17 protein-coding genes are annotated in these 17,377 nt (G+C 48.8%); 9 read left to right on the forward strand and 8 right to left on the reverse strand.

The annotated features are described in order from the left end of the window. The first annotated feature begins 111 nt into the window (after positions 1–111). Entirely contained in the window at positions 112–750 is a 639-nt protein-coding gene (rsmD, locus tag CWE11_RS02695; RefSeq protein WP_126776064.1) for a 16S rRNA (guanine(966)-N(2))-methyltransferase RsmD, read from the forward strand. Here rsmD and CWE11_RS02700 read toward each other — a convergent pair. Both CWE11_RS02700 and CWE11_RS02705 read right to left on the reverse strand, forming a co-directional pair. After that, positions 747–1,343, reverse strand: a complete 597-nt coding sequence (locus tag CWE11_RS02700; protein ID WP_126776065.1) for a YjaG family protein — start codon at positions 1,341–1,343, stop codon at positions 747–749. The genes rsmD and CWE11_RS02700 overlap by 4 nt on opposite strands. Then, on the reverse strand, positions 1,343–1,942 hold the full coding sequence (locus CWE11_RS02705) for a YhgN family NAAT transporter (RefSeq protein ID WP_126776066.1): 600 nt from the start codon (positions 1,940–1,942) through the stop codon (positions 1,343–1,345). The genes CWE11_RS02700 and CWE11_RS02705 overlap by 1 nt, the downstream gene beginning before the upstream one ends. A 108-nt stretch (positions 1,943–2,050) precedes the next feature. Here CWE11_RS02705 and CWE11_RS02710 point away from each other — a divergent pair, with 108 nt between their 5' ends. After that, positions 2,051–3,025, forward strand: a complete 975-nt coding sequence (locus CWE11_RS02710) for a threonine ammonia-lyase (RefSeq protein WP_241971704.1) — start codon at positions 2,051–2,053, stop codon at positions 3,023–3,025. Positions 3,026–3,031: 6 nt separating this feature from the next. Next, the gene (locus CWE11_RS02715) at positions 3,032–4,111 is read left to right on the forward strand and encodes an alanine racemase (RefSeq protein ID WP_126776068.1); all 1,080 of its coding nucleotides are present in this window, start codon (positions 3,032–3,034) and stop codon (positions 4,109–4,111) included. A 74-nt stretch (positions 4,112–4,185) separates the two neighbouring features. On the opposite strand, the gene CWE11_RS02720 is transcribed toward CWE11_RS02715, so the two are convergent. From CWE11_RS02720 to CWE11_RS02730, 3 genes are read right to left on the reverse strand one after another with little or no spacing between them, the layout of a single operon-like run. Then, positions 4,186–4,605 (reverse strand): VOC family protein, encoded by a 420-nt coding sequence (locus tag CWE11_RS02720; RefSeq protein WP_126776069.1) that lies wholly within the window; start codon positions 4,603–4,605, stop codon positions 4,186–4,188. Further along, the gene (locus tag CWE11_RS02725) at positions 4,606–5,778 is read right to left on the reverse strand and encodes a trans-sulfuration enzyme family protein (protein ID WP_126776070.1); all 1,173 of its coding nucleotides are present in this window, start codon (positions 5,776–5,778) and stop codon (positions 4,606–4,608) included. 14 nt (positions 5,779–5,792) lie between these two features. Then, a complete protein-coding gene (locus CWE11_RS02730) occupies positions 5,793–6,758 on the reverse strand; it encodes a PLP-dependent cysteine synthase family protein (RefSeq protein ID WP_126776071.1) in 966 nt (321 codons plus the stop codon). A 167-nt stretch (positions 6,759–6,925) separates the two neighbouring features. Between CWE11_RS02730 and CWE11_RS02735 the strand changes: the two genes are divergently transcribed. After that, positions 6,926–7,579 carry a hypothetical protein gene (locus CWE11_RS02735; protein ID WP_198675567.1) on the forward strand — a complete coding sequence of 218 codons (654 nt, stop codon included), beginning with the start codon at positions 6,926–6,928 and terminating at the stop codon, positions 7,577–7,579. A gap of 57 nt (positions 7,580–7,636) precedes the next feature. On the opposite strand, the gene CWE11_RS02740 is transcribed toward CWE11_RS02735, so the two are convergent. Beyond that, positions 7,637–8,263 carry a hypothetical protein gene (locus CWE11_RS02740; RefSeq protein WP_126776072.1) on the reverse strand — a complete coding sequence of 209 codons (627 nt, stop codon included), beginning with the start codon at positions 8,261–8,263 and terminating at the stop codon, positions 7,637–7,639. A 77-nt stretch (positions 8,264–8,340) separates the two neighbouring features. Continuing rightward, a complete protein-coding gene (locus CWE11_RS02745; RefSeq protein WP_126776073.1) occupies positions 8,341–9,042 on the reverse strand; it encodes an ATP-binding protein in 702 nt (233 codons plus the stop codon). A 124-nt stretch (positions 9,043–9,166) separates the two neighbouring features. Here CWE11_RS02745 and CWE11_RS02750 point away from each other — a divergent pair, with 124 nt between their 5' ends. From CWE11_RS02750 to CWE11_RS02770, 5 genes are read left to right on the forward strand one after another with little or no spacing between them, the layout of a single operon-like run. Then, positions 9,167–9,874: a TnsA endonuclease N-terminal domain-containing protein gene (locus CWE11_RS02750; RefSeq protein WP_126776074.1), complete on the forward strand. Its 708-nt coding sequence runs from the start codon at positions 9,167–9,169 to the stop codon at positions 9,872–9,874. After that, entirely contained in the window at positions 9,864–11,780 is a 1,917-nt protein-coding gene (locus CWE11_RS02755; protein WP_198675568.1) for a Mu transposase C-terminal domain-containing protein, read from the forward strand. The genes CWE11_RS02750 and CWE11_RS02755 overlap by 11 nt, the downstream gene beginning before the upstream one ends. Before the next feature lie 3 nt (positions 11,781–11,783). Continuing rightward, on the forward strand, positions 11,784–12,668 hold the full coding sequence (locus CWE11_RS02760) for a TniB family NTP-binding protein (protein WP_126776076.1): 885 nt from the start codon (positions 11,784–11,786) through the stop codon (positions 12,666–12,668). Beyond that, positions 12,626–13,768, forward strand: a complete 1,143-nt coding sequence (locus CWE11_RS02765) for a TniQ family protein (protein WP_126776077.1) — start codon at positions 12,626–12,628, stop codon at positions 13,766–13,768. The genes CWE11_RS02760 and CWE11_RS02765 overlap by 43 nt, the downstream gene beginning before the upstream one ends. After that, positions 13,758–15,203 (forward strand): hypothetical protein, encoded by a 1,446-nt coding sequence (locus tag CWE11_RS02770; RefSeq protein ID WP_126776078.1) that lies wholly within the window; start codon positions 13,758–13,760, stop codon positions 15,201–15,203. The genes CWE11_RS02765 and CWE11_RS02770 overlap by 11 nt, the downstream gene beginning before the upstream one ends. 10 nt (positions 15,204–15,213) lie before the next feature. Here CWE11_RS02770 and CWE11_RS02775 read toward each other — a convergent pair whose 3' ends face one another. Next, complete coding sequence (locus CWE11_RS02775) at positions 15,214–17,094, reverse strand: hypothetical protein (protein ID WP_126776079.1); 1,881 nt, start codon at positions 17,092–17,094, stop codon at positions 15,214–15,216. Positions 17,095–17,377: the final 283 nt, after the last annotated feature.

Here is a 17,377-nt window from a genome sequence, read left to right on the forward strand (position 1 = left end):
CCCGTATCATGAGGTGGAATACTAGCATGGACCGGGTGAATTGTGTACGCCATCGGGGTTTTCGCACACAACTTCAGCAGGTAGAATGAAGGGGAATCAGGAGACCACATCATGCGTCCGACCGGCAAGCGTTCATCTCACAAATCCACCCAATCGACACGGGGCTCGCAGGCGAGTGCGACTAAACCAGCACGCGGGGCCGGTCACATTCGTATTATCGGTGGACGGTGGCGCGGTCGCAAACTACCGGTCCCCGATCTACCTGGCCTTCGACCTACCACGGATCGCGTCAAAGAAACGGTCTTTAACTGGCTACAATTCGAGGTACACGACAAGCGGGTACTTGACGCATTTGCAGGGACAGGGAGTTTGGGATTTGAAGCACTCTCGCGTGGAGCACGGAGCGTTACTTTTGTCGAAAAGGCTCGGAGTGCGGCCGCTCAGCTGACCGCCAATGTGCATACCCTGAACGCACAGGCGAATACCCACGTTTGTCATCAAGATGCGTTGGAGTATCTCGCCCATACGTCTGAGACATTTGATTTGGTGCTACTTGATCCGCCGTTCGAACACGGATTCTTGAGCACGGCCATCGAACACCTGAAACTGCGTAATTTAGTGGTACCCGACGGCTGGATCTATTTGGAAAGTGAGTCTTCACTCACGGTCGTCGCTCCAGAAAACTGGCGACTGCACCGAGAGAAAAAGATGGGGCAGGTGATTTGTCGCTTATATCAAGTGATGCACTAACTCACAGCAAACCCTAGATTCGAGATCCCCTCTTCGCGGGCAATACTGCGCACTTCTCGGACGAGCTCTTTATTTAATCCCGCTGCATCCGTTAAGAAGTCGACCATGGCCTGTTGAATGTCGTGTTCGTACTGCATCAGTGGATGTGCATCAATTGCTTGGGCGCGCTCATCGTGCTGCGAAATTTCGCTTAATTCACCAAGCTCCAGAAAATGTGCAACAGCACCCTGAGAAATCTTACTGACATCTAAGTAAGCAGATGCGTCTTTTTCCTCCAGACCTTGCATTAGGCTGCTTAAACCCGTACAGGCTGCAATCGCAGGAAATACGCCAAGGACATCGAAGGTCTGTTCGTTCGGGGTGACGACTTCGAGCTTCTCTTGCCAGCGCTGCCAATCGGTTCCTTTGTTTACCGCGAGTTTATCCCAGGCTGCATCAAGCCCGCCTCGCAGTACTTTCGGATCGCCAAAGCCAGTGCTCTCAGAAAAGAGCCGGTAGTTCGGAAGCATGCGCTCACAGAGATACGCTGCAAGGAGCGCTTGCAGCGAAGGCTCAAGTGTCCGAATACGTTGGAATAGTTCCTTCTTCGCCATCACACGCCCCCCGCCTGCTCCATATAAGCCATGATGCCGTCTAAGAACATTTGGACCGCGATCATCACGAGGATCATCCCCATCAGTCGCTCAATCGCATTGAGGCCGCGTTGACCCAGAGCACGCAAAAAGACACTGCTAAACATCAAGATTGTGGCCGAAATACCCCAAGCAATAATACTCGCTAGCGTCCAATCAAACATGCGATCGGGCGAGTTATTCGCGAGTAGCAGTAAGGCGGCGAGCAATGAAGGCCCAGAGATTAAGGGGATGGCCAATGGAACGATAAAGGGTTCATCACCCGCTGGAAGACCTAAAACACCGCCGGGTTGAGGGAAAATAAGCCGCAGCGCGATGATAAAGAGAATGATACCTCCTGCGATGCTCACTGCCTCTTGGCGTAACCCCAACCATTGCAAAAGACTCGTGCCGAGATACAAAAACAGCAACATAAAGAACAACGCAAAAAGCAGCTCACGGATGAGCACTTTTTTGCGTCGTTTGGGATCCACGTGGCGGAGCACCGAGATGAAGATCGGCAGGTTCCCCAACGGGTTCATAATCAGTAAAAGGGTGATGGCGGCGGTGAGGGTATCCATGCGTGCTCCGATTGTCTGTTCAGCCTTGGGATGAAACAAAACTGGTCTGTGAACAGGTGCTTAGTGTACTCTTAAACCGTGAAGTCCACCAGTCAGAGGGGCATGTTCGTGACATCATGGCAGCACATCGCGGGTGCAGATGACCTTCATCTCAACCTGATCTTACGTGCAGAGAAGTTGATCGAACCTTATATCGCGCAGACACCGGTTTTGAATTGTCCGGTGCTGGATCGTGAGGCAGGTGCTCGGCTGTGGTTCAAATGTGAAAGCCTACAAAAAACCGGCGCGTTTAAGTTCCGAGGTGCCTGCCACGCCCTCCTCCAACTTACCCCCGAACAACGTGCGGCAGGGGTATTTACAGTTTCATCAGGAAATCATGGCGCGGCACTTGCTCATGCGGGTCAGTTACTTGGAGTTCGCGTCCGGGTGGCCGTGCCTCACAATGCGCCCGAGGTAAAAAAAGAAAATATTGCCCACTTTGGCGCAGAGATGACAGAAATAGAGCCAGGCATGGCAGCCCGCGAGGCACAAATTGCCCGGTGGGAGGCAGAGGGATCCCAGCTCTATATTCCGCCCTATGACCATCCGTTGATTATCGCGGGCCAAGGCACCGCAGCGCTCGAGCTTATCAAAGCGCACCCGGCGTTAGATGGGCTTATCAGTCCGCTCGGCGGCGGTGGTTTGTTGAGTGGAACCGCCATGGTAGGTCACAGCCAAGGCATTCCCGTGTGGGGTGTGGAACCGGAGCTAGCGGCCGATGGAAAGGCGTCCATCACAGCCAATGCGATTCAACCGGCAATGCCCCCCATTAGTATGTGCGATGGGTTACTAACCAACTTAGGACAGCATACCTTCCCGATTATTCGGGACTATGTCCGCGATATCTTGTTAGTCAGTGAGGATGAAGTGAAGTATGCGATGCACCGGATATGGCAACGATTGAAGATTACCGCAGAGCCTTCCGCAGCGGTGGTGCTGGCTGCTGTATTAAAACACCGAGCCTATTTTGAAGGACAGTCATTGGGGCTGATTCTAAGTGGTGGAAATGTCAATTTATCACGCCTACCTTGGCAAGAGGACTAACGCGTTATGGCCATTAATTGGAACACGGTAACCGGCCCAGAAGTCATGGTGGATAGCCGCAAGGCAAAGCGCAATATCACACGCATGATCGACAAAGCGCAATCGGCTGGCGTCGATTTACGCCCCCATTTTAAAACCCACCAGTCACCCTTACTCGGAAAATGGTTCGGCCCCATCGAGCAAACGCCTATTGCAGTCTCTTCCGTGCCCATGGCACGTACCTTTGCTGATGCGGGGTGGCGCGATATTCTGATCGCAATTCCATTAAATCCACGTCAACTACCCGCATACAACCGCCTTGCGCAAGAATTGACGCTCGGCCTCACGATTGAGCATGCTGATGCACTTGAGACCATTGCCCGAATTCAGCATCCAGTCGATGTGTACGTGGAGGTGGATGCAGGATATGGTCGCACCGGCATGAACTGGCGTGATCCGCAAAACATTTATGCCGTGCTAGAGCAAGCATTCAACATGCCGCAAGTCCGTCATCTCGGACTGCTACTCCATGCGGGGAATAGTTACTCGATGCGCGGAACCCATGGGATTGCGAAGATACATGAAGAAAGTCTCGGTCGCCTCGCGGAATTGCTGGCAGATTGCCCAATCCCTCGCGACGCATTGCGGGTGTCGGTAGGTGATACTCCCACCTGCAGTCGCATGGACGCTTTCCCCGGTGCGGATGAGATTCGGCCCGGCAACTATGTGTTTTATGATTGGCAGCAGCAACGCATTGGCGCCTGCGAATGGTCGGATATCGCTCTAGCCCTCGCCTGCCCCGTCATAGCGCGTTACCCCGAGCGGGATGAAGTGATCATTCATGGGGGAGCTGTGCATTTTAGTAAAGACTTTGTCACCGTTGACGGTAAACCGCAGTATGGCCAGGTCATGCGAATTACATCGGATGGATGGGGAGGCCCGATTGAAGGTGCTTTTGTCCATGGGCTCTCGCAAGAACATGGCAAGGTGAAAGTCCCTCCGGCTCTGCTCAAGGAACTAAAACTAGGCGATTTATTGGTGATTGTACCGGCACATAGCTGCTTGGTCATGGATGCCAGTAAAGGGGAATGCACGCTGATACGGTAAGAACGTGAACGCCCATGTTAACTGACATGGGCGCTCAAAAGGACTCAATAACCCGTTACCGTTGAGCGATGCGATTACTTCGCAAAAAGGTTACCGAGGTCTTTAAAGGCTTTGAATTCAAGTGCATTTCCTGCCGGATCGTAGAAGAACATCGTTGCTTGTTCACCCGGCTGCCCTTGAAATCGAATGTAAGGTTCAATCACAAACTCAATACCTGCCGCCTTAACCCGCTCGGCCAACGCCTGCCAGCGATCCATATCAAGCACCACACCGAAGTGAGGAACCGGCACGGCATGTCCATCGACCGAATTGGTCGCCGGTGGCAGCAGGCGATCGGGCGCCACATGGGTGACCAGTTGGTGTCCATAAAAGTCCCAATCAATCCACTGCTCTGCACTGCGCCCTTCCGCACAACCGAGCAGTTCGCCGTAAAACGCCCGAGCCTTCGCAAGGTCGTCCACCGGAATCGCTAAATGAAACGGAGGAAGACTCATTTACATCGCCTCCAACGCTTGTGCGAGGTCGTCAATGAGGTCCTGAGTATCTTCAATTCCCACGGAAATCCGGACAAAGTTGTCGTGAATTCCAAGTTTCTGACGATTTTCTGCAGGAATCGACGCGTGTGTCATAATCGCCGGATGCTCGATCAAGCTCTCCACACCACCGAGTGACTCAGCCAATGCAAAAATTTCAACCGCCTCAAGGAAGCGACGCGCATGTCCCAAATCTCCGTCGAGGAAGATTGAAATCATTCCCCCAAAGCCTTCCATTTGCGATTTCGCAAGTTCATGCTGCGGATGACTTGGCAATCCTGGGTGAATCACTTTCTTCACGCGCGGGTGCTGTTCAAGCCACTGAGCGATAGCCAAGGCGGCCTCGTTGTGATGCTTCATACGCAGTGCCAGTGTTTTAACACCTCGTAATGCAAGATAGCTATCAAACGGTCCGGCAACCGCGCCGATCGAATTTTGCAAGAAAGCCATTTGTTCTTGGAGTTCTTCACGATCACCGACAACCGCAATGCCACCTACCATGTCCGAGTGACCATTCAAATATTTGGTTGCTGAATGCATTACGATGTCCGCACCGAGCTCCAATGGGCGTTGGTTATACGGCGTTGCAAAGGTATTATCGACGACGACAATCATGTCTGGGTTATGGGCGCGTGCCTTTTCTACAACCGCACGGATATCCACCAACTTCAGCATTGGGTTGCTCGGGGTTTCAATCCAAATCATTCGTGTTTTCGCGGTCAGGGCGGCCGCCACCGCATCTACGTCTGCCATATCCACGTAGCTAAAGGCCAAGCCAGCAGAACGCTCGCGCACCTTATCAAAAAGACGGAAGCTACCACCGTACAGATCATCCATAGCGACAACGTGATCGCCACTGTCCAACAATTCAAGAATCGTTGACGTAGCAGCCATTCCTGATGCAAATGCATAGCCACGGCTTCCACCTTCGAGATTGGCAACCGAGCGCTCCCACGCAAACCGGGTTGGGTTTTGCGAGCGTGAATACTCGTACCCCGCATGCTCGCCAGGGCTCGATTGGATGTAGGTCGAACTGGTGACAATCGGCGGCATCACAGCACCAGTCGTCGGTTCAGGAGCCTGACCACCATGAATGGTCCGCGTTGCAAATTTTAAGTGCTTCGTATCACGCATAACTCGATAACCTCTTAACCTAAATCCTGAGCAGCGAGCCACTCATCGTTGAATAATTTCGATAAATATCGGCAGCCCGTATCACATGCGAGCGTTACAACCCGTTTCGGCTCGGTTTGCTCACGGCAGTACTGCAGAGCGGCGGCAATCAATGTGCCAGACGAAGAACCTACCATGATCCCTTCTTTCAATAGCACTTCACGCGCCACTTCGAATGATTCTTTATCGCTGATGGCGTAGGCCTTGCCGGCGAGGGCAATCTCACAGATGACTGGGATAAAATCTTCCCCAATTCCTTCCACGCGCCAGCTTCCTGCCTCAACTTCCTTGCCTTCATTAATCAAGGGCGCAAGAATCGAACCATCCGGATCGGCCAGCACAAGGTCAACCCCCTCGTTTTGCTCACGCAAGTAGCGCCCCACGCCCGTTAGCGTTCCACCTGAGCCGACACCACAAACAAAGGCATCCAACTTCCCTTCCATTTGCTGCCAAATTTCAGGTCCCGTTGTTTCATAGTGTGCTTGCACATTGGCCGGGTTTTCAAATTGATTGATATAAAACGCGCCACGCTCCTCTGACAAACGCAGTGCGAGATCTTGATAATATTCTGGATGACCTTTTTGCACGTCGGAGCGCGTCTCAATGACTTCAGCACCCAAAGCGCGCAAGTTATAGAGTTTTTCGCGGCTCATTTTATCTGGCAGCACAATAATTAGTTTGTACCCTTTCTGTGCCGCCACCAAAGCAAGACCGAGGCCTGTGTTGCCCGCAGTCGCTTCAATCAAGGTATCGCCTGGCTTAATTTTGCCTTGCGCTTCAGCGGCCGCAATCATGGTCACCGCAATACGGTCTTTGATCGACATTCCCGGATTTTGCGTCTCCAGCTTCAAATATAACTCGCAAGGACCGGTATCAATATGATTCACCCGGACCATCGGTGTGTTACCGATCATTTCTAGTGCGTTAGCAAAAACCTTCATCGGAATGCGGTTCCTTTCTTAATTTCAGTGAATTTGTACATAAACGCGCCTATTCTACTCATTCATGGGCAGAGTATCTATGCCAGTGCAATCTATGCTATGCCTTTTTAATCGGGGAAAATCTCGCTACAATCAAAAAATCGATAGAAAACAACGGGACACCATCTATGCAATCCAAGTTCGCGCATGTGACCACCGCAAGCGGGTTGAAGTTAACTGCAGCGGCCGCTACGGTCGGTCTGTTAGCCGCCTGTACTCCAGCTGAGCCGCACCCTCAAGATACTTTTTTCGAAACGCTACTGGCACATTGCGGTAATGCGTATGAAGGGCATGTCAGCCTCGGTGACCCAGAGCTGGATGACGAGTGGATCAATAGTCGCATCGTTATTGAAGTGCGTGAATGTTCTGAGAATCGCATTCGGATTCCATTGCACGTCGGTGACGACCACTCGCGTACCTGGGTCATCACACGCACCACCGCAGAGCGTGAGCTTGAACTGAAGCATGACCATCGACTTGAAGATGGAAGCCATGACCCACTGACGCTTTATGGTGGACACACCATTTCAGTGGGCACTGCGACCCAACAATCTTTCCCGGCGGATGATTACAGTAAACGTCTTTTCGCAGAACTAGGCTATACGGCTTCGATCGACAATACGTGGATTATTTCGTTCCCAGACCAGAATACCTTCCGCTACCGCCTCGCGCGTGAAGGCCGTGAGTTCCAAGTCGATGTTGATTTGACTGAAACCGTGGAGGCACCACAAGCGCCGTGGGGATGGGAGGATAACTACCAGTACCCACGTGCTCGGAATTAAATAGAAATGAAGAAAGGCCAGCGCATTTGCTGGCCTTTTTCTTGGCAAGGGCAACCGTTATTCGGGCCGCGGTGACTCACCCGAGAGACACTGTTCATACAATGCATTCACATCCAGCTCGGTATATCGTTGTTCACGCCCTTCAATTCGGTAACTCGCTCTCAGCATATCGTTCTCAAAAACAAAGGCGACGTCCTCCACACCGGTGACCCGATCAATGTGAATCACGCGCTTGTAGATGCCTCGATAATCGCAACTCATGACAATAAAGAAGTCCCCCACCCCTTCGGATTCAATGACACTTCCAAGTGCTGTGACGGTATAACCATCCCCTTCGTATTTATCTGAGATCTCTTGGTTCCCAAAGGTATACACAAATAAGCTAAACAGGGTCAGTAATCCGATCATGCCAATCCAAATGAAAATACCCAATCGCAGAGTCTTCCACTGTGACCAATCGCCGGCGCCTTTGCGCAAGATGAAGTAACCAAAGATTGCGGCCACCAGGAAGCCGACAGTAATCAGGCTTTCAAAAATAATCTGAGACTCGGTCCAACGCCAAAAGAATAGGTAATCACCGGGCAGCATCACCGCGTCAAACCAAACCACCATAGTGAGCAAAATGACCGCTAAACATATCCAAATGATACGTTGTTGCGGCTGCATAGGCTTTTCAGTCGACATAACTACTCCAATTACGACGAATCAAAACACCGCTACACCTTACCTCGCTGACCCGCGAATTGCCAATTTCTGCTCGGCTATAGCGTCCGTAATTGGTTTAAAAGCACATCGAGTGCGCGAAAGCTCATTGCCTCGAGTAAGTGAGCACGCTGAATATCATCATTCGCCCCGAGATCCGCGATCGTTCGCGCAACACGAAGGGTACGATGGTAGGCGCGATGTGAGAGCTTTAGTGTCTCCATAGCCGCCACCAAGAAGGTATGATCGTCATCGCTCAATGCAGCCACCGTCTGAAGTTGTTTCGGGCTTAAGTGATGGTTCAAACAATCCTGCCGCCGGTACTGCCGCGCTTGGGCCTGTTCAACAACGCTTCGTAATGTCGCACTGCTCTCCTCTGATTGGTCCGGTGGGCGTTGCGCGTGTTTCAAAGCATCTGGCTGTCGGGGAACATCGACCTGCAAATCAATCCGGTCCAAAAAGGGGCCCGAGATTTTATTCAGGTAACTGAGAATCTGATCGGGCGTCGCTCGGGAGGAGCGTAAGTCACCGTCGAAGGAACCACACGGGGACGGGTTCAGTGCACACACCAACTGAAACCGTGCCGGAAATACAGACTGTTGTCGAGCACGACTAATACAGACCTGCCCACTCTCAAGTGGCTCTCGTAAACTATCGAGCACATGCCGCGGCGTCTCAGTGAGTTCATCTAAAAACAAAATACCATGATGCGCCCGGGTAATTTCGCCTGGTTGCGGGATCGAGCCACTGTAAGATTGCAAAATAAATGATAATCTAACTACAGTAGTTCGCACTCTCTGTAGAGATTTTTGCAAAATAGATGATAACAAATCTAGCAAAATAAATGATTATGGGTTTCTGAGTACACAAAATAAGTGATAATGCATGCCAAAGTATGTTCAGCAACGAAAAATCAAACCGACTAGACTGAGCTTGTCCGGTTTTTACAGCTTTAGAGGCCAAGATTCGATTCCCTATGAATCCACTCTAGAGCGGGATTTCCTTACCATTATGGAAGCTAACTCGAGTGTTTCCAATATAATCCCACAGCCTGTTGAACTCAGCTATCAGCACAGTAACGGCAATAGGTACCGCTACACGCCGGACTTTCTCGTTCAGTTTGATTCGACGGAGAGTATTCGTTCATTCTCAGAGGTTAAGCCACTCCTCGTTGAGGTTAAACCGAGGGCAGAACTACGGCGAAACTTCAAAAAATGGAAGCCCAAATTCAAAGCTGCTATGCATTTCGCTAAGTCCGAGGGAATGATATTTCATATATTTGATGAACGACTCATCCGAACGCAAGTACTCGACAATATGAAGTTCCTGAGCCGGTACCGATTAAAACCCTATATGAAAGCGCATCGTCCAAAAGAGCTTAAGCTTATCACCGAGCAAGTAGAGCTATTCGAGTTCGCAACCGTCCGAGATGTTGTTGAGAGTCTCTACACCTCGTTTGATAGAAGAGCTTTGGCCTTAACTCAAGTCTGGCATTTGCTTGCCATAGGTATACTTGAATGTGATTTAAACGACCCCCTTAATCTTGATACAACGGTGTGGGTAAACGCCAATGAGGATGTTTATGGAGAATAAGAAGCTTGAAGGAAATGCTCCGAAACGTGGCAAACTTTTTCTAAGGCCCGGACTACCCGTTAGTCTTGATGGTGAACTTCATATCATCAAGGATTTTCTCTCCAGCGAGCGCGTAGTCTGTAAAAGCATTGAGTCCGGTAAGAGTATCGCTGTAAATCTAACCGAATTAGAAGCGTATGAGGGGGACTCTCCCGAAACGCAACTATACAGTGACTTACACGCCATCGATTCTGAGGCGTACAACAATGCCATTAAACGCTATGAGATTATTAAGCCTCTATTGGCACTCGGCAGAGTCACATTAGCCGATGCCGAAGCGCGAGCAGAAGAAACTAAAGTCGGTGTTGCTTCCATTTATCGTTGGTTAAAGAAATTCAAAGGGCAAGGCGTCATTTCAGCGTTAGTCGAAAAAAAGCGCGGCTGGAGAAGTGATAAAACACGACTCGACCCACGCATCATTGAAGTCGTTGACGATGCGATTAACCGAGTCTATCTGAGCAAGCGTAGATACAGCATCAATAAAACTATTTTGGAAGTTGAGATTCAGTGTGAAAAGTTAAATCTCCCCAAGCCACATGCCGCTACTGTCCGCCGCAGAATAAATAAACTTTCTGCCAAACAGGTCCTTACACGCCGCGGTATGAACGACAAATATAAGAATGAGCTTAAGCCAGCTGCAGGTAAGTTCCCCGATGCAGATTATCCTCTAGCGGTCATTCAAATAGACCACACGCCCGTCGATTTAATCATTGTCGATGATGAGTCCAGACAGCCCATTGGCCGCCCATGGATTACGGTCGCTATCGATATCTTTTCGCGCTGCATCACCGGCTATTACATTGGGCTTGAAGCACCGAATGCAAACTCAGTAGCTATGTGCATTTCCCACTCGATACTTCCAAAGACCGCGTGGTTACATAAACACGGCATCACCGATACTGCTTGGGACGTATTTGGGTTCCCAGGAAAGATTCACGTTGATAACGGTGCGGACTTCAGAACAGAGACATTACGTCGCGCATGTCTTGAATATGATATTAATCTCGAATTTAGACCTGTTAGAGAGGCTCAGTACGGCGGACACATCGAACGTTTACTGGGCAGCTTTATGAAGCATGTACATGACTTACCCGGAACCACGTTTAGCGATGTAAAAACGAAAGGTGATTACAAGTCAGAAAAATATGCGGCGATGACATTCTCAGAGCTTGAGGTTTGGCTTGCGAACCTCATTGTGCGCTACTACCACAACAAGGTTCATTCTTCTATCGGTATGGCTCCCATTAAGATGTGGGAAAACGCAATTTGGCAAGACGGCGGTAGTGGCATGCCGGCAATCCCGGAAGATCCTCTCACTGTCGAATTGGACTTTATGCCGCTTTACGAACGAACCATTCAAAAGAACGGCGTTTCGATTGATGGAGTCCGGTACTACGCGCCCATCATTGATCGGTGGATTGGATTTCGAGAGGATAATTCGAAAAACCCGAAAAAGTTTATCTTCCGACGCGATCCGAGAAACATTTCTAAAATTTGGTTTTTCGAGCCTGAGTTAAAAGCCTATTTTGAAGTACCTTTTGCAGACCAAAGTCTCCCCGAAATGAGTAAATGGGAACTTGAAGAAGCCCGCAAGCATGTTAAACAACAAGGCTCCGATCCGAGAAATATTCATGAAGTTCGAAGAGGCATTGAAGAAATGCGCACTATCGTGGAGTCTTCGATGAAAGAAACGAAAAAGGCGCGACGAAAACAGCAACAGCGAAAGAATCATGCAATAGGAGAAACACCCGCTGCATTACTTTCTAAAGAAAAAGATGACTCCTCGAAACCACCAGATTATGAGTACGATGGAGACGTGGTATCCGATGACAATTTAGATGAACTTGAACCATTTGACGAGGATTAAAGCTTGAGCACCTTTGCCCATTTAAGTGAAAAATACAGACCGATTGCAGCGTTGCCCGATGAGCAGCGAATACACTTTATAAAGGCGCCACGGTGGATAGCGTATCCTACAGCCAAAAATGTCCTACGGGAGATGGAGGATTTATATAACTATCCTCAACAGACCCGTATGCGCTCACTGCTCGTCACCGGCAACCCGAATAATGGAAAATCATCTATCTTAGAGCGTTTTTTAGAGCAGCACCCACCCTCGAATCTCAATGAGGATGAATACCAAATTCCCGTTGTGAAAATAGAAACATCACAAGCCAATCCAAAGCAGCTATACACCGAAATACTTCAACAGTTTCATTCGCCATTTAGGCCAAGCCAACCCCTTATTGAGCTTCAGCAACAAGCGGTGGATGTGCTACGCGAATGTAACGTAAGAATTCTCATGATCGATGAGTTTCACTCGCTTCTGACCGGTACCCCAAAGTTACAAAGACAAGTGATGAACGAGATAAAGTACCTAACTAACAAGATAAAAATCTCTGTCATTGCCGCTGGTACCAAAGAAGCCGTTCAAGTGATTCAAACTGACTCCCAGCATTCCAGTAGATTCTCTGTCATTTCGCTGCCAAACTGGAAAATGGGTAAAGAATTTCAGCAATTACTACTGAGCTTTGAGCGCGGGCTTCCACTTCGCAAAGAATCAAAGCTTAGTGAGCTAGAAAAAGCGAAGTTGATACTGAGCATCTCTCAGGGAATCATCGGCAACATACATGAGCTACTGAAATTGTGTGCAACCGATGCTATTAGAACGGGTCGTGAGCAAATCGACATGAGCGTTCTGAGCAAATACCGATGGCATACGCCGACACAAGGCATGCGAAATATCAATGTATAACAAGCATTGAACTCAGCAACCTTTCAATAAATTCGTGGCACATTCATACAGAGTTACTGCCCGATGAGGCTCTATCATCTTGGCTTATTCGGGCAGGGCTTCGACACGCGATAGAGCCACTCGCGATTGGACGAATTATCTGGGGCCACTGGCGAGTATGGACAAGAGATATTGATCGCTGGCTCCCAAACCAGCGATTAGAAGAGCTCAGTCAAGAGATTCAAATTCACCGCGATTTACTTTATCACGTCACGCTTACCCCTTGGGCTCGGCAAATGAATCTCTCACCCCTTAATCCGCAGCAGCGCTGGTACTGGGTGACGTCACTCAGTCATCGAAATCGCTCTCGCCAATCAAGCTTTGCTTTTTGTCCACAATGCCTAGCCGAAGATGATATTCCATATATGCGAAAGTCTTGGCGTTTCTCATGGGTGACCACCTGTCCAACCCATAAAACGATTCTGAGTGAGGCTTGTTCACATTGTCATTATGCTGTCAACCTATCTCGGCACACCCTTTCGAGTAAAAGCCTACGCTACTGCACATCTTGCCACGGCGACTTAACCGCTGTAAGCAACCAAGCTGTTGCATCAAAACAAAGCCATGAGATCCAAGGACAACTGATTGAAGCGCTCTATGCTAAAGAGCCGGTTGCGCAAGATTTTACGACGTTAAAATTCCTGATTAAGTTGATTCGCCAATCCCTCGCTTCTAAACGAAATATGCATAACTCTCCACTTCACACGTTCATTAACATTGCAAACGATACTCGCAGCCCACTTTGCTCTATTTGTTTTACAGAGTTATCCATAAAGGACCGACACGCATTGCTTACTGCCGCCTTTAAGCTCATGTCGTTGAAGGACTCTTCACTTGTTGATCTGCTCATCGAGACTGGCGTGACGCAATCCGCCTTCCTCAAGGACAAAACCGAGCTATCAAACAAAATCCTTCGCATCTCAAAGCAGCTTCCAACACATCAGCGCGTGCGACTAAGGCAAAGAGATGCGTCTATAAGATGGCCAGAGCCACGCTCATTAGAAGCGACGCAGCGCCTTATTAAAATCTTACATAAGAGTATTCGCGCAGATGACAAGTGAGCTCAACAACGGCTTTAAACCACAGCCTGCTCAGAAACGTTGTGGAGAATGCGGGCGTTTGACGGCGACATTTCATAGCATCTATAAAGGCGATGGATTTTGCTGCGCGTGTTATGCCCGAGTATTCATAAGGAAAGAATGCCAGGCGTGTGGGCAGGGATATCGTATTCATCCAAAGCAAGACTTTGCATACTGCCGAGCCTGCCGCCCAAAGATGATTCCATGTTTTCGTTGCCATCGTACAAATTACCCGATTGGCTGCTACTTCAAAGACAAGCCTGTCTGTAATACATGCGCGCCTCATTTCAAAACAGAGAAGGCATGCCCTCGGTGTGGCAAGCTCAGCGCGCATTTAGCTAAAGCACTTGAGTTTGGTGTCACCGAAGCTATCTGTAAAAGCTGCATTAGTGCTTATTACAACCCATGTGAATTATGCGGTAGAGCAAGACACCCGTTAAAAGAAAAGGATGGACATCATTTATGTAGCAAGTGTTACCGGCTTGGTTTGATACCCTGCCCTGATTGCGCCGATGATTACCCTGCAGGCTTAGGCTTGCGTTGTCGGGATTGCTACCTTAAGAAGCTAACCCGAAGTAAAGCGCAAATAGCGATACACCTTTATGAACAAAAGAGTACTCAGCACGATATCATCGCGTTTGCAGAGTGGCTTCTTTGTCATACCACACCACTAAAAGCAGTCGTGAGCGTAAATAGATTTCATCCGCTTTTCAAAATCGTTGATGAAAGCCCTGATGAATGGTTTCTGAGCGCGCATATACTTGCACCGCTTGACAAAGAGCTACTTCGAAAAGATGGGTATGCTCGCTTATTCTATGAGTCCCTCGGTAAAATCATTCCCGCTGAAGTGCTTGCGGACGTATCAACATGGCGCTCTATTTACAAGCATTTAGAATATATTTACCAGCCAAACTCCTATCCACTCTCAACGGAAGCTCAGCACTATGCAAAACATTGTCGGACTCGAATCGAGCGCAACGAGATAAAATTACGAACACTCAAGCAGCAGTTAAGCGCTGTTGTCTCATTTACTACGTACCTAAAGCGCTGCAACAGGCAGCTCAGTGAAGCTTCCGTTTCAGAGTTTTTAAGGCATTATCCCGGACTTGAAGCCTCCCTTACCGGATTCCTTGTTTTCTTTAACGGACCTAGAGCGCCAATAACTGCAAAACGGAAACGATGCAAAACATCCAGCAAGTCCATCTTAAAAGCGTATCTACGACAACCAAAACAGGAAGAAAAACGCCCACCCATTAAAGTTATTTATGCGGCTCTCAACTACTTGCACGGCGTTCCAAAATCGTTACTGCCTCAGGTCACTATGAAGCATGTCTATCACGATAACGAAACTGGATTGGAGGTCAGAATTAAGGGGCTTAGGTACATGTTAACGCTCACGCACGATGACTCTGATTGAAATGATAAACTTACGTTTCTGCTTTGCTCGCGCCTTTTTTACGCTTTTGTTTGCCTGTTTTGAGTTCCGGTTGCATACCCGGTAATTTCTCTATAGCGGCTGTTATAGACCGAGCCATCATGGCTTCTGTGGGGCTGCCAACGTGTCGATATGGATATCGCGGACCAGTGTTGCTTAGCGGCACTTTGCTCCACACTCCCTTGCTGAGAACTAAAGATGCGATAAGTGTATCAAGCTCTTCTGAACCAAAGCCGGTAGGTAGCCCAAGGAAAACGCAGCCTTTTAGATTGCCATCTGAGTTTCCTTTTCGGTTGATTCGAGGTTGAATTTCACAGACAAAGACCTCTTCTCCGCCGTTCAAGGTTAGTTTAGCAACCACCAATAATCGTCGGTCATTCGGATCTTTGCCATGATACGACCAAACATCGGATACCTCGCCGGAAAATTCGAGCGCCTGAAAGCTTTTAGTTAAGTAGTAGTCGCCTTCGGTTCCTCCGATAAACTGAAAATCGCAGAGAGCACCAATGCCGTGCAAGCTTTCTAATGCCTTCTCAAGAAGGCCTATAACGTCTTTGGTAAGCCTTTTGCCGTTTGCAGATGCCTTCTTCGAATCATCGTCTTTTTGCGGCTCTTGCTGCTCTCTAGCTTTTGCAATGTCATCATTGTCTGAGAATGCTTCGGAGGTACTTGTCGATTCATACCCCACCCCGTAGTGCTCTTTGTCTGGTCGCCCACCAGTCACTTTAGACTTTCGAATCGCTTTAGTGATTTCCGGCTTAGCTCCTAAAATTGAAATCGGTGGAGCCGAATATGAGACCATACCTGCGTTATGGCCAGGTGGATATTGCGAGTCACGCTCGTCTTCTTTCCCGTCATGTGGATACCCATAAGGACCATTCCACCCAGGTGGCTTATCGTCGCCCTCATCGTTAATGTCATCATCATTGGTATAGGTGGTATTGCTCCTATCAAGGAAGAACGTTGGAAAGCTGGGGTAAGATAGACCTAGTATGTCGTAAACAAGAAAGCGCGCTTTTCCACATTCAGTAGTATATGGCACACCTCTAACCTGCAATCGCATCGTTCCTTTAAACCACATTGGGACCTTCAGGTAAACACCGTGCTTAAGCTGGGTATTGAGTTGATGTCGAATAAAACGATGCACACCTTTGAAGTAATCAGCCTCGAGCAACTGGTGAATAAATGGTGAATCATCGTCATACATTTCTTTGCTCAACCCGATTACATAATCACTCGGATCAGGACGGTTTTCCAACTTGTTTAGGTCGACAGGGAAAATCATTTTTCCAAGAGCAAACTGTAACTTGTAGTTTAAAAAGTACTCCTTAAAACGTTTTGAAGCTCCATACATGCGAAGAAATATGGTCAATGAAGGAATAAGCACCTGAGTCCCATTCACTGCTGTCACATCAAGATAGTTTGTTCCAGCTAGCCTTTTATTCACTTTTAATATTTGGGGCGGGATTACATATCGATTTGGCCTGGATGATGGTGCCGCGACTTTCTGCTTTTGGGCGCGTTCAAGCGCTCTATTCCAAGCTAGCTCTTCAGCCTCCTCGTCCTTGCTGTAAGCCTTTATAAAGCTGCTCTCGTTAAGTTCTGTAATTTCTAGTTTGAATGTTTTAATGACTACCTGATTTTGGTCTGGATAACGGACTCTCTTTTGCCCTCTCCAATAGCTCCCGATGGGAATTTCGAGCGCATCAAACAGACCGATTTGTACAATCCGTTGCTCTCCAGTTTCTTGAGCTACGAGCTGAATATCAAGCGAGGGCGCGTCAGGAGTTTTAATAGAGGAGCGGAGCTGCCCATAGGCAGTGACACTCCACGTAAATTTATCATTAGGTAATACGGTGAATTTTAAAGGCATTCTTAATTCCTTAAGGTCAACACCAACTTTGCACAATCATCCTTGACTGCAGCATCCGAAAATTGGCGGATAAGATAGGCCAAGCTCGAGAGTCAATCTCAAATTTATCGGCCTTCGTGCGACTAGATCGATTAGGCCCCTGCGATTGACGTACGTTGATTTAATGCGCCTCCCGCTTACACAGGAGGCGCATTCATAGCGCTAGCTATTTCTCTTTTCTGACACCCTTAAACGGTGTTCCATCGGACTTTACATCCATGAAGCGACCGGCCCCGGTTGTGGA

The organism is Aliidiomarina sanyensis (assembly GCF_003987175.1).
Classification (GTDB): Bacteria; Pseudomonadota; Gammaproteobacteria; order Enterobacterales; family Alteromonadaceae; genus Aliidiomarina; species Aliidiomarina sanyensis.

What these genes read in the sequence shown, in the direction of transcription:
- CWE11_RS02730 (WP_126776071.1), bottom strand. Translation starts at nt 6,758, where the DNA reads ATGAAGGTTTTTGCTAACGCACTAGAAATGATCGGTAACACACCGATG.
- CWE11_RS02700 (WP_126776065.1), bottom strand. Translation starts at nt 1,343, where the DNA reads ATGGCGAAGAAGGAACTATTCCAACGTATTCGGACACTTGAGCCTTCG.
- CWE11_RS02750 (WP_126776074.1), top strand. Translation starts at nt 9,167, where the DNA reads ATGCCAAAGTATGTTCAGCAACGAAAAATCAAACCGACTAGACTGAGC.
- CWE11_RS02755 (WP_198675568.1), top strand. Translation starts at nt 9,864, where the DNA reads ATGGAGAATAAGAAGCTTGAAGGAAATGCTCCGAAACGTGGCAAACTT.
- CWE11_RS02725 (WP_126776070.1), bottom strand. Translation starts at nt 5,778, where the DNA reads ATGCGTGATACGAAGCACTTAAAATTTGCAACGCGGACCATTCATGGT.
- CWE11_RS02770 (WP_126776078.1), top strand. Translation starts at nt 13,758, where the DNA reads ATGACAAGTGAGCTCAACAACGGCTTTAAACCACAGCCTGCTCAGAAA.
- rsmD (WP_126776064.1), top strand. Translation starts at nt 112, where the DNA reads ATGCGTCCGACCGGCAAGCGTTCATCTCACAAATCCACCCAATCGACA.
- CWE11_RS02765 (WP_126776077.1), top strand. Translation starts at nt 12,626, where the DNA reads ATGGCATACGCCGACACAAGGCATGCGAAATATCAATGTATAACAAGC.
- CWE11_RS02740 (WP_126776072.1), bottom strand. Translation starts at nt 8,263, where the DNA reads ATGTCGACTGAAAAGCCTATGCAGCCGCAACAACGTATCATTTGGATA.
- CWE11_RS02720 (WP_126776069.1), bottom strand. Translation starts at nt 4,605, where the DNA reads ATGAGTCTTCCTCCGTTTCATTTAGCGATTCCGGTGGACGACCTTGCG.
- CWE11_RS02705 (WP_126776066.1), bottom strand. Translation starts at nt 1,942, where the DNA reads ATGGATACCCTCACCGCCGCCATCACCCTTTTACTGATTATGAACCCG.
- CWE11_RS02715 (WP_126776068.1), top strand. Translation starts at nt 3,032, where the DNA reads ATGGCCATTAATTGGAACACGGTAACCGGCCCAGAAGTCATGGTGGAT.
- CWE11_RS02775 (WP_126776079.1), bottom strand. Translation starts at nt 17,094, where the DNA reads ATGCCTTTAAAATTCACCGTATTACCTAATGATAAATTTACGTGGAGT.
- CWE11_RS02735 (WP_198675567.1), top strand. Translation starts at nt 6,926, where the DNA reads ATGCAATCCAAGTTCGCGCATGTGACCACCGCAAGCGGGTTGAAGTTA.